Raw genomic sequence first — 11,078 nt, 5'->3', positions numbered from 1 at the left:
CGCATGCGAACGCCCCTAGCCCTCGCAGCTTGCGCGATCCTCGCCGCCTGCTCCGCCGACGAACCCGCAGCCAAGCCATCGGCCCCGCCTCCTCCGCCATGCCAGGGCGCGAGCTTCGAGGGCGCCAGCTTCACGCACTGTACCGCCGTGCCGGGTCGTCACACCATTCACACCGTCCTCGGCCCCAAGGGCGGCGCGCCGTATCGCAGCCTCTCGCAACTCGCGGTGGACCGCCCGGCGCGCAGCCACGAAGTTGCCTTCGCGATGAACGGCGGCATGTTCGACGCCGATGGCAAGCCGATCGGCTACTACGTCGAGAACGGCGAGAAGCAGCATGCCCTCAATACCAACGAAGGCTGGGGCAACTTTCACCTCAGCCCCAACGGCGTCTTCTACGGCGACGCGGCAGGCAACTGGCATGTCCGCGCCAGCGACGACTTCGCAAAGTCCGTCACCGACCGTCCCGATTTCGGCACCCAGTCCGGCCCGATGCTGGTCATCTCCGGCAAGCTGCACCCGAAGATCGACGATGACGGCACATCGCTGAAGCTGCGCAACGGCGTCGGCATCGATGACAAGGGCCGCGCCCATTTCGTCATTTCCGACGAGCCGGTATCCTTCGGCAAGCTCGCGCGCTATTTCCGCGACGCGCTGAAATGCGACAATGCGCTGTTCCTCGACGGCAGCGTATCCTCGCTCTGGGACCCCGAACATGGCCGCGTCGACGGCGGCCCTCCGCTCGGCCCCTTGATCGTCGTCGAGAAAAGCGCAAAGGCGAAGTCATGATCCTCGTCATCGACAATTACGACAGCTTCACCTGGAACCTGGTCCATTACGTGATGGAACTGGGCGCCGAAGTGGAGGTCGTGCGCAACGACGCGCTCAGCGCAGGCCAGGCCATTTCCAGCGGTGCGAAGGGCTTCCTGATCTCGCCCGGCCCCTGCACCCCCAACGAGGCGGGCATCAGCCTCGACCTCGTCGGCGCGGCAGCGGACGCGGGGATGCCGCTCCTCGGCGTGTGCCTCGGCCATCAGTCGATCGGCCAGTATTTCGGCGGCAAGGTCGTGCGCGGCGGGCTGATGCACGGCAAGACCTCTCCTGTCACGCATGACGGCACCGGAGTCTTCGCCGGGCTGCCCTCGCCCTTCACCGCGACGCGCTATCACTCGCTGATCGTCGAGGATATCCCTGAGACGCTGGTGGTGAACGCCCGCTCGGACGACGGCCATGTCATGGGCTTCCGCCATGCGAGCCTGCCGATCCACGGCGTCCAGTTCCACCCGGAAAGCATCGCCACCCAGCACGGCCATGCCATGCTCGCGAACTTCCTGCGTACTTGCGGTATCGAGGCCAAACTGCCGGAACGTCTGAGCGCATGACCCTTCCCGACCCTCTCCACCCGATCGCCGAGGACGAGGCCCAGGCAGCCTTCGCCGCAATCCTCGACGGCGAAATGCCCGAATCCGAAATCGCCGAGTTCCTCGTCGCCTTGTCGGATCGCGGCGAGACCGCCAGCGAAATCGCGGGCGCGGCTCGCGCCATGCGTGAGCGGATGATCCCGGTGAAGGCGCCCGCAGGCGCCATCGACGTCTGCGGCACCGGCGGCGACGGCTTCCACACCCTCAACGTCTCGACCGCCGTTTCTCTGGTGGTCGCGGCTGCGGGCGTCCCCGTCGCCAAGCATGGTAACCGCGCTGCCAGTTCCAAAGCGGGCGCCGCCGATACCCTCGAAGCGATGGGGCTGAACCTCGACCGCGCCGTCGAGACTGCAGAATCCACGCTCGCCGAAATCGGCATCGGCTTCCTGTTCGCCGCGCGCCACCACCCGACGATGGGTCGGCTGATGCCGCTGCGCAAGTCGCTAGGCCGCCGCACGATCTTCAACCTGATGGGGCCGCTGGCGAACCCGGCGCAAGTCTCGCGCCAGCTAGTCGGCATCGCACGCCCGGCTTATGTGCCGATCTACGCCGATGCCCTGCTGCGGCTTGGCACCGAGCACTCGATGGTCATTTCCGGTGATGAGGGCCTCGACGAGTTGAGCCTCGCAGGCGGCAACGAAGTCGCGGATATTCGCGGCCGGGAACTGTCGATGCGCCGCGTCGCTCCGCAGGATGCCGGTTTACCGACGGCCGCAGTCGATGCCATTCGCGGCGGCGACCCCGCCTACAACGCCCGTGCCCTCAACGACCTGCTGATGGGCGCTCCCGGCGCCTATCGCGACGCCGTCCTGTTCAATGCCGCAGGCGCGCTGCTTGTGGCCGGTGAAGTGGACACCTGGGCCGAGGGCGTCGAAGAAGCGGCAGAAACGATCGACAAGGGCCTCGCCAAGGCTTTGCTCGACTGCTGGATCGCGGCAACCCGTGCCTGACGAGGATTCCATGTCCGATAAACTTACCGAAATCTGCGATACCAAGCGCGAGGAGGTCGCCGCCCGCAAGCCGCTGGCCACGATCGCCGATCTCGACGCCCGCGCTGCCATGCAGACGCCCCCTCGCGGCTTCGAGGCGGCACTGCGCGCCAAAGCCGCGACCGGCTACGCCTTGATTGCAGAAATCAAGAAAGCATCGCCTTCCAAAGGATTGATCAGAAGCGACTTCCAGCCATCACAGCACGCGGTCGCCTATGAGCGGGGCGGCGCCGCGTGCCTGTCCGTGCTCACTGATGCTCCCTACTTCCAGGGCCACGAGGATTTCCTCATCCAGGCCCGCGCCGCCTGCGGCCTTCCGGTGATCCGCAAGGATTTCATGGTCGATCCCTGGCAGGTCGCCGAAGCGCGCGCGATCGGTGCCGATGCCATCCTCATCATCGTCGCCGCACTGGACGACGTACTGATGGCGGAAATCGAAGCCGCTGCGATCGAGCGAGGCCTCGACTGCCTCGTCGAAGTTCACAACGAACCTGAGATAGAGCGTGCAAGTCTTTTGAAATCGCGCCTTATTGGCGTGAACAACCGCGACCTGCGACGTTTCGCCACCGATATCGGCACGACTGAGCGCCTCGCCCCGCTGGCGCCGGAAGGTACGCTGCTGGTGAGCGAAAGCGGCATCAACGTCCATGCCGATCTGGTACGCCTGTCCTCGTGCGGCGCCCGGACATTCCTCGTCGGCGAAAGCCTCATGCGCCAGAACGATATCGAGGCGGCGACACGCGCCCTGCTCACCGGAGCCTGAACGCCATGGGTTCGCGATGAACAAGTCCCTCACTCACATCGACCCGGACGGCAACGCGCGCATGGTCGACGTTGGCGCCAAGGCCGAGACGCAGCGCATCGCCGTGGCGGCCGGGCGCATTTCCATGAGCGCGGATGCCCTTGCCGCAATCCGCGCCGGGAATGCTCCGAAGGGTGACGTGCTGGGAACCGCGCGCATTGCCGGCATCATGGCGGCCAAGCGTACGGCCGATCTCATCCCCATGTGCCACCCGCTGCCGCTCGATGCCGTAAACCTCGACTTCGCTTTCGAGGATAATGCTATCCGCGTCATCGCGAAGGCTTCGCTGACCGGTCGCACCGGGGTAGAAATGGAAGCGATAACAGCAGCTTCTATCGCACTTGTCACAATTTACGACATGGCCAAAGCGCTCGACAAGGGCATGGTCATCGGAGACATCCGCCTGGTCGAGAAAATCGGCGGTAAATCAGGCCATTGGAAGATGGACGGATGGACTGAATGAACGGCTCCGCGCCGCTCTCTCTGGAGGAGGCACAAGCTCGCCTCCTCGCGCTCGTCACCCCGCTGTCGATAGAGCGTGTCGACATCGAAGGCGCGCTCGGCCGTTACCTGGCTGAACCGCTGCACGCCAGACGCACGCAGCCCTCCGCAAATCTGTCAGCCATGGACGGCTACGCCGTCACGGCAGGCGACCTGCGCGGCCCCTGGAGGATCGTCGGTGAAAGTGCCGCCGGGCATCCTTATGCCGGCCCGCTCTCGCAAGGAGAGGCAGTCCGAATTTCGACGGGCGCGATGCTGCCGCCCGACGCGGCGGCCGTCATAATCCAGGAAGACCTGACACGCGAGGGCGCGAACCTTATACTCTCGGGCGAGCCGCCCGCACCGGCGCACAAGCACATCCGCCATTGCGGGATGGATTTTGCCCAGGGCGTGGAAGTCCTGCCCGCTGGTCTGCACATCGCGCCCGCGCAGATGGCGCTGGCGATCGCGGCCGGCCATACGCACCTTCCCGTGCATCGCACACCGCGCCTGACCGTGATCGACAGCGGCGACGAACTCGCCTCCGATCCGGAGCGCTGTGCACCGCACCAGATTCCCGCCAGCAACGGCGCGATGCTGACGGCCATGGCGCGTTCGCTGGGCGTGGATGCGCGGCGTATCGGCCCGGTGCCCGATACGATCAAGGCAATAACCTCCGCTTTCGAAGCATCCGCCGATGCCGACCTCATCGTAACGAGCGGCGGCGCTTCGGTCGGCGATCACGACCTCATTCGTCCGGCACTCGAAAGCTGGGGCGCGGGCATCGATTTCTGGCGTGTCGCGATCAAGCCCGGCAAACCAATCCTAGTCGCCACCCGCGACGTGGCAGGACGCCGCCAGATCGTGCTGGGCCTGCCGGGGAATCCGGTCTCCAGCTACGTCACCGCTTACCATTTCCTGCTCCCCGTCCTGCGCGCGATGCAGGGGGCTGCGCGCCCCTTGCCCATGCGGCTGACGGCCCGGCTGGCCATGCCGCTGCGCGCGAGCGGACGCCGCCGCGAGTTCCTGCGCGGTTGGTGGGACGGAGAAAATGTGACGGTAAGCCCGCTGCAGGACAGCGGCGCCCTGTCGTCCCTGGCGGCAAGCAACGTGCTGGTCGATCGGTCGGCGCTGGCCGGTCCGGCACAGGCTGGTGAAGAAGTCCGGATATACTTGCTCCAGAACGGCGGTATTGCCTGAAGTATCGGCAATTGGTTGCTTGATTGTTCCCTCAATGTTCACTACCAGAACAAACGCGATCAGGGTTTGCCTGGTTCGGAGGTCACGAGAAGGCAGCGACATGTTGACGCGCAAGCAGCACGAATTGCTCCGGTTCATCCAGGTCCGGCTTGAGGAGACAGGCATCTCCCCCAGCTTCGAGGAGATGAAGGAGGCGCTCGACCTCAAGTCCAAGTCCGGTGTTCACCGACTGATTTCCGCACTGGAAGAACGCGGCTTCATCCGCCGCCTTCCCAACCGTGCACGTGCGCTCGAAGTCTTGCGCCAGGCCGATGACACGGGAAGCAAGGCCCTGCGTCCTTCTGCAGCGAACAGCAATGATGGATTGGCGCGTCCGCAGACGCCGCGTCGTTCCGTCGAAGCCGCCAACGACGTTATCGAGATCCCGCTGCACGGGCGTATTGCCGCAGGTGTGCCGATCGAGGCTCTCGAAGGACAGTCCATGTTGCCTGTCCCTGCCGCCCTGCTTGGCTCCGGCGAGCATTACGCGCTCGAGGTCTCCGGCGACTCGATGATCGAGGCGGGCATTCTGGATGGTGATTTCGCCCTCGTGAAGCGCACGAATGCCGCTCGCGACGGCGAGATTGTCGTTGCCCTGATCCGCGGGGAAGAGGCGACCCTCAAGTACCTTCGGCGCGAAGCGGGAATGGTGCGGTTGGATCCCGCAAATGCCGCTTACGAACCGCAGATTTACGGTGCGGACGAAGTGGAAGTCCAAGGCAAGCTCGCCGGCCTGCTTCGACGGTACAACTGACACGGCCACGCTGCGCCATGAAGGCCTTGGCGCAGCAGCAACCGGTAATTACTGCGATTTGCGCGGCGCAGGAGCATTCCTGTAACGGTGAACAGGCCGGGGACGCCACCAGCCGTGTTCACCTTGGGTCTGGGCTACCGTATCGATACGGGCCTTGCCCAGATATACCGCCAGCCCGCCGGTCTGCCCAAGCGATCCTCGATCTGCCTTGAACCAGCGCGGCTTGCAACTGCGCGGCAGCCAGCGATCCGATATGACGATGTCGCTGCGTTCGCATGCAGCGGCGAGCGACCGTTCCGCAACGGCATCGCGGCCCCGCGAAACCAGCACATGCCACGTGGTGCCGGAGCGCCTGACCGGCAAGGCGCAGAAATCACGGTTGCAGCGAGCACCCGGGAACTTGTCGAACGTGACCGGATCGGCCTCGATCCCGGCGAATTCCATGAGATTGTCCCGGGCGTAGCCGCTTTCGCTGTTTCGAAGCAGGTAAAGCCGTTTCCCGCCATCTTCGACCAGCCCGACATGACGACCATCTCCGGACACCAGCATGTCCGCCGCCGGTGCGGTCGCCAGCAAGAACACTCCGACCGAGGCGATCGGTAGCCCGGCCCAGCGAATGCGGCCGCTCCAAAGGCCCATCCACAGACCTCCCGCGACGAAAAGCAGGAATGCCCAGGTGTCTGTACCGGGAAGCAGGTTCACAGCGCCCGGTCTCGACGCGAACCAGCGGGCCAGGCCGACCAGCAGGTCTATCGAGATTCCGGCGAGCCACCAGACCGGCCCGCCCAGCCCGGCGATATCGAGGACCAATGCACAAGCCAGCAAAGGCATCACGACAAAGGTAGACAGCGGAATTGCCGCTACGTTGGCCAGCGCTCCATACACTCCGGCGCGGTGGAAATGATACAGGCCGATCGGCATGAGCGCGAGGTCGATGACCACGCCCGTCAGCAGCAGGAGGGCAAGATGGCGAAGCCCGGTCATGGCAAGCCCTTCGTCGCGCGGTCCAAGGAAGTGCCGCACGGGCTTGGCCGTACTGACGGCGATCAGCGCCAGGACCGCGCCGAAGCTCAGTTGGAAGCTCGGCCCGATCACCGCCTCCGGCCAGAGCAACAGGACGCAGAACGCCGCCACCGCAAGCATGCGCAGGGACAAGGGCTCCCGCCCCAAAGCCAGTGCGATCAGGACCAGGAGGGAGCCGATGCAGGACCGAACGGTCGGAACTTCCGACCCGGAAAGCAAAGTGTAAGCGACGCCTGCAGCGGCCCCCGCACCGGCCGCGACGACCGGCAGCCTCACCCTCAGGGCCACCCACGGGAACAGCGCCAGCAACCGGATGACCAGTAGATAGACCGCCCCGACCATCGCGCTGACATGCAGGCCGCTGATCGAGAGCAGATGCGCCAACCCCGAGTCGCGCATGGCCTGGTCGTCAGCCTCCGTAATGCCGCCGCGATCGCCGGTGACGAATGCAGCGGCAATGCCCGCGCGTTCATCCCCGATGCGGGCGCGAATATGGTTCGTCAAAGATTGTCGGATATCCAGCAATCCCCACTCGCTTCGCTTGCCTTTCCGGACGACCTGCACCTCACCTGTGACCGAACCGCTCGCGGCGATGCCTGTGAACCAGGACGTGCGCGCAAAGTTGTAGGCGCCGGGCAGCATGGGCGGCGCCGGCGGCATCAACCGTGCCCGGAAAGCCACCAGATCGCCGACCGCGATCCCGGTCGTCGATCCCTTGCCGGGAACGTTGAGCCGGACCTTGATCGCGTTGCCGGGCGAAGCGTCATGGCCGAAGCCGCTCAGGGGGTCACGCATGGCCAGCAGCAACCTGTCGCGTCCCAGGGCCGGCTGCGATTCGATCGCCAGAACCTGCGCGCTGAAATTGCCCGATAGTGGGCGCTCGATGGCGGGTTGCCCCACCAGTTCGGAACGCGCCCAGACGACGAGGCAACCGGCAACCACCACCAGCGGCAACAGCGACAACGCCCGACCGAGATGCGGGTAAACGACGCGCAAGGGAAAGGATGCATAACAAATTGCACAAATTGCAACAAGAGCGCCGCAAAGGCCTGCCCAGGCAGGTGCCGAAGGCAGCCAAAACCACGCAATTATGCCGGTTGCGAAGGCCACCGTCACCCATGGTGCGCGTTCGAATTCCGCCCCGGAAAGAAATCGCTCGACGACTGCCAAAACCCTCGACAAGAGGCCCTTGGCGGTCCATGGCCCATGCTGCAATGCAGCGGTTCCGGGGCTTTCCGGAGGCAGAATTTCACAAGTTGCGGCGTGGGTCCCCATTGCCGCCAATAGGACAGGAAGGTCGGGTAGATGGCAAGCGGTAGTGCATCGGGCGAAGCGACTGGCAAGAAGGCCGTCGTAACGCGCTTTGCTCCTTCGCCGACCGGTTACCTTCATATCGGTGGCGCTCGTACGGCACTGTTCAACTGGCTTTTCGCGCGCCGTCATGGCGGCAAGTATCTGCTGCGTATCGAGGATACCGATCGCGCCCGTTCGACAGAACCCGCGATCGACGCGATCTTCGACGGCTTGTCCTGGCTCGGCCTCGACGGTGACGAGGCCCCGGTGTTCCAGTTCGCCCGCTCGGACCGTCATGCCGAAGTCGCTGCGCAGCTGATGGAAAACGGCCACGCCTATCGCTGCTACCTGACCCAGGAAGAACTCGCCGAGCGCCGCCAGAAGGCGCAGGAAGAACGCCGCCCGTTCCGCATCGACAGCGAATGGCGCGATGCCGATCCCGCGACCTGGCCGGCCGACCGTTCCTGGGTGGTGCGCGTCAAGGCCCCGCGTGAGGGTTCGACGACGATCGAGGATCTCGTGCAGGGCACGGTCACCGTGCAGAACGAGGAAATCGACGACTTCGTCATCCTGCGCGGCGACGGCACCCCTACTTACATGCTGGCCGTGGTGGTGGACGACAACGACATGGGCGTCACGCACGTCCTGCGCGGCGACGATCACCTCAACAATGCGTTCCGTCAGCTCGTCGTCATCAACGGCATGGGCTGGGACGTGCCGGTCTACGGCCACGTGCCGCTGATCCACGGCTCGGACGGCGCCAAGCTGTCCAAGCGCCACGGCGCGCTGGGCGTCGATGCCTATCGCGACGAAATGGGCCTGCTGCCCGAGGCCGTGTTCAACTACCTGCTGCGCCTCGGCTGGGGCCACGGCGATGAGGAGATCATCAGCCGCGAGCAGGCGATCGAATGGTTCGACATGGTCGATGTGGGCAAGAGCCCCTCGCGCTTCGACCTTGCCAAGCTCCAGAATCTCAACGGGCATTATCTGCGCGAGGCCGACGACGTGCGGCTTGCGGGCCTCGTCGAAGCGCGCCTCGATGGCGTCGACGGCGATGAGCCTGCCGACCTGCTGGTCCGCGCGATGCCCGTGCTCAAGGTCCGTGCCAAGGACCTCAACGAACTTGCAGAAGGCTCTGCCTTCCTCTTCGCCCAGCGTCCGCTCGCCATGAGCGAGAAGGCGCTGGCGCTCCTGACCGACGAGGGGCGCGAGCGCCTCGCCGCGATCCATGAGCGCCTGTCCGGCCAGGCCGACTGGACTCTCGAGGCATTGGAAGCCAACCTGAAGGCAATGGCCGAAGACCTGGGACTGGGTCTCGGCAAGCTCGCGCAACCCTTGCGGGCAGCCCTGACGGGTCAGACGACCTCGCCGGGGATATTCGACGTACTGGTATTGCTCGGACGGGAAGAGAGCCTCGCGCGCATCGGCGAGCAGGCTCAGGTTCCCGCCGGGTCGCAGTCATAAGGAGATAATTGGTGGGTGATCAGGCTAAACTGAGCGTCGGCGGCGCGGAACATGACTATCCCGTTCTCAAGGGAAGCGTGGGTCCGGACGTCATCGACATCCGCAAGCTCTACGGCCAGACGGGCGCGTTCACGTTCGATCCGGGCTTTACCTCGACCGCGAGCTGCGAGTCGGCGCTGACCTACATCGACGGCGACGAAGGCGTTCTGCTGCACCGTGGCTATCCGATCGGCCAGCTGGCCGAGAACTCCTCGTTCATGGAAACGAGCTACCTGCTGCTGAATGGTGAACTGCCGAGCAAGGATGAGCTCGCCACGTTCGAGAACACCATCACGCGCCACACCATGCTGCATGAACAGCTGGCGACGTTCTATCGCGGTTTCCGCCGCGACGCGCACCCGATGGCGATCATGTGCGGCGTGGTCGGCGCGCTTTCGGCATTCTACCACGACTCGACCGACATCGCCGATCCCGAGCATCGCAAGATCAGCTCGCATCGCCTGATCGCCAAGATGCCAACGATCGCGGCGATGGCCTACAAGTATTCGGTCGGCCAGCCGTTCCTCTACCCGGACAACAAGCTGAGCTACACCGGCAACTTCCTGCGCATGACCTTCGGCGTGCCCGCGGAAGAGTACGAGGTGGTTCCGGCGGTCGAAAAGGCGATGGACCGCATCTTCATCCTCCACGCCGATCACGAGCAGAACGCCTCGACCTCGACCGTGCGTCTTGCCGGTTCGTCGGGCGCGAACCCCTTCGCATGCATCGCAGCGGGCATCGCCTGCCTGTGGGGTCCTGCGCATGGCGGCGCGAACGAAGCCGCGCTCAATATGCTCAAGGAGATCGGCACCCCCGATCGCATCCAGCACTACATCGACCGCGCCAAGGACAAGAGCGATCCGTTCCGCCTGATGGGCTTCGGTCACCGCGTCTACAAGAACTACGACCCGCGCGCGACGGTCATGCAGTCGACCCTGCGCGAAGTGTTCGAGGCCCTCAACGTCACCGATCCGCTGTTCGAGACCGCGCTGCGCCTCGAAGAGATTGCGCTCAGCGACCCCTACTTCGCGGAGAAGAAGCTGTTCCCGAACGTGGACTTCTACTCGGGCATCATCCTTTCGGCGATCGGCTTCCCGACCACCATGTTCACCGTGCTCTTCGCCCTCGCCCGTACCGTGGGCTGGGTCGCGCAGTGGAACGAAATGATCTCCGATCCCGGCCAGAAGATCGGTCGCCCGCGCCAGCTCTACACCGGCCCGACGCAGCGCGACTACGTGCCGCTCGACAAGCGCTGAGGTTCATTCCGCGCGCAGTCGTGGATATCCGAAGCAAAGGCCCTCGCGAAAGCGGGGGCCTTTTTGTTTGCCGTCATCGTCAAAACCGATCCATTTGAACATTCGCGCCACAATCCGGCCGCATCCGGCGTGCAGCCTCTCCTCGAAAGGGGCGCACAATCATGATGTTTGTTAGAATTCTGGCGACGACCCTTGGCCTGCTGATGATGGCGGTAGGGATTTTCGTGGTCTTGCAGGGCACCGGCGTGCTCAGGTGGCCGGCCGACAGCGTGATGGTTGCGGACCGGGCATGGGCCGTGCGCGGGGCAGTCTTCGCGATGG

General features: G+C 64.8%; 10 protein-coding genes. 9 read left to right on the top strand and 1 reads right to left on the bottom strand.

Annotated elements, in window-relative coordinates:
- Positions 1-3: 3 nt before the first annotated feature.
- The 7 genes from ACYPYD_RS27520 (at position 4) to lexA (ending at position 5,682) form a co-directional block, all read left to right on the top strand.
- Positions 4-786 carry a phosphodiester glycosidase family protein gene (locus ACYPYD_RS27520; protein WP_036522970.1) on the top strand — a complete coding sequence of 261 codons (783 nt, stop codon included), beginning with the start codon at positions 4-6 and terminating at the stop codon, positions 784-786.
- Complete coding sequence (locus ACYPYD_RS27515; protein ID WP_008833029.1) at positions 783-1,379, top strand: anthranilate synthase component II; 597 nt, start codon at positions 783-785, stop codon at positions 1,377-1,379. Before ACYPYD_RS27520 ends, ACYPYD_RS27515 begins: the two co-directional genes overlap by 4 nt.
- A complete protein-coding gene (trpD, locus tag ACYPYD_RS27510) occupies positions 1,376-2,368 on the top strand; it encodes an anthranilate phosphoribosyltransferase (RefSeq protein WP_036522967.1) in 993 nt (330 codons plus the stop codon). The genes ACYPYD_RS27515 and trpD overlap by 4 nt, the downstream gene beginning before the upstream one ends.
- 10 nt (positions 2,369-2,378) lie before the next feature.
- On the top strand, positions 2,379-3,170 hold the full coding sequence (gene trpC, locus ACYPYD_RS27505) for an indole-3-glycerol phosphate synthase TrpC (protein WP_459666958.1): 792 nt from the start codon (positions 2,379-2,381) through the stop codon (positions 3,168-3,170).
- 16 nt (positions 3,171-3,186) lie between these two features.
- The gene (gene moaC, locus ACYPYD_RS27500) at positions 3,187-3,672 is read left to right on the top strand and encodes a cyclic pyranopterin monophosphate synthase MoaC (RefSeq protein WP_459666956.1); all 486 of its coding nucleotides are present in this window, start codon (positions 3,187-3,189) and stop codon (positions 3,670-3,672) included.
- Positions 3,669-4,889 carry a molybdopterin molybdotransferase MoeA gene (locus ACYPYD_RS27495; RefSeq protein WP_459666955.1) on the top strand — a complete coding sequence of 407 codons (1,221 nt, stop codon included), beginning with the start codon at positions 3,669-3,671 and terminating at the stop codon, positions 4,887-4,889. The genes moaC and ACYPYD_RS27495 overlap by 4 nt, the downstream gene beginning before the upstream one ends.
- Positions 4,890-4,989: 100 nt before the next feature.
- The gene (gene lexA / locus ACYPYD_RS27490; RefSeq protein WP_036522957.1) at positions 4,990-5,682 is read left to right on the top strand and encodes a transcriptional repressor LexA; all 693 of its coding nucleotides are present in this window, start codon (positions 4,990-4,992) and stop codon (positions 5,680-5,682) included.
- Between the two features lie 48 nt (positions 5,683-5,730).
- On the opposite strand, the gene ACYPYD_RS27485 is transcribed toward lexA, so the two are convergent.
- Positions 5,731-7,875, bottom strand: coding sequence for a ComEC/Rec2 family competence protein (locus ACYPYD_RS27485; RefSeq protein WP_459666953.1), 2,145 nt, complete (start codon positions 7,873-7,875; stop codon positions 5,731-5,733).
- Positions 7,876-8,010: 135 nt separating this feature from the next.
- Here ACYPYD_RS27485 and gltX point away from each other — a divergent pair, with 135 nt between their 5' ends.
- Together gltX and ACYPYD_RS27475 are read left to right on the top strand one after the other, a co-directional pair.
- Entirely contained in the window at positions 8,011-9,462 is a 1,452-nt protein-coding gene (gltX, locus tag ACYPYD_RS27480; RefSeq protein WP_008833036.1) for a glutamate--tRNA ligase, read from the top strand.
- Positions 9,463-9,473: 11 nt separating this feature from the next.
- Complete coding sequence (locus ACYPYD_RS27475; RefSeq protein ID WP_008833037.1) at positions 9,474-10,757, top strand: citrate synthase; 1,284 nt, start codon at positions 9,474-9,476, stop codon at positions 10,755-10,757.
- Positions 10,758-11,078 lie beyond the last annotated feature (321 nt).

It is taken from the genome of Novosphingobium sp. 11B, assembly GCF_054589055.1.
Note: the sequence above shows the minus strand (reverse complement) of the source record. Positions and strands in the feature narration are given on the sequence as shown.

What these genes read in the sequence shown, in the direction of transcription:
- ACYPYD_RS27520 (WP_036522970.1), top strand. Translation starts at nt 4, where the DNA reads ATGCGAACGCCCCTAGCCCTCGCAGCTTGCGCGATCCTCGCCGCCTGC.
- trpD (WP_036522967.1), top strand. Translation starts at nt 1,376, where the DNA reads ATGACCCTTCCCGACCCTCTCCACCCGATCGCCGAGGACGAGGCCCAG.
- trpC (WP_459666958.1), top strand. Translation starts at nt 2,379, where the DNA reads ATGTCCGATAAACTTACCGAAATCTGCGATACCAAGCGCGAGGAGGTC.
- lexA (WP_036522957.1), top strand. Translation starts at nt 4,990, where the DNA reads ATGTTGACGCGCAAGCAGCACGAATTGCTCCGGTTCATCCAGGTCCGG.
- ACYPYD_RS27515 (WP_008833029.1), top strand. Translation starts at nt 783, where the DNA reads ATGATCCTCGTCATCGACAATTACGACAGCTTCACCTGGAACCTGGTC.
- gltX (WP_008833036.1), top strand. Translation starts at nt 8,011, where the DNA reads ATGGCAAGCGGTAGTGCATCGGGCGAAGCGACTGGCAAGAAGGCCGTC.
- ACYPYD_RS27495 (WP_459666955.1), top strand. Translation starts at nt 3,669, where the DNA reads ATGAACGGCTCCGCGCCGCTCTCTCTGGAGGAGGCACAAGCTCGCCTC.
- moaC (WP_459666956.1), top strand. Translation starts at nt 3,187, where the DNA reads ATGAACAAGTCCCTCACTCACATCGACCCGGACGGCAACGCGCGCATG.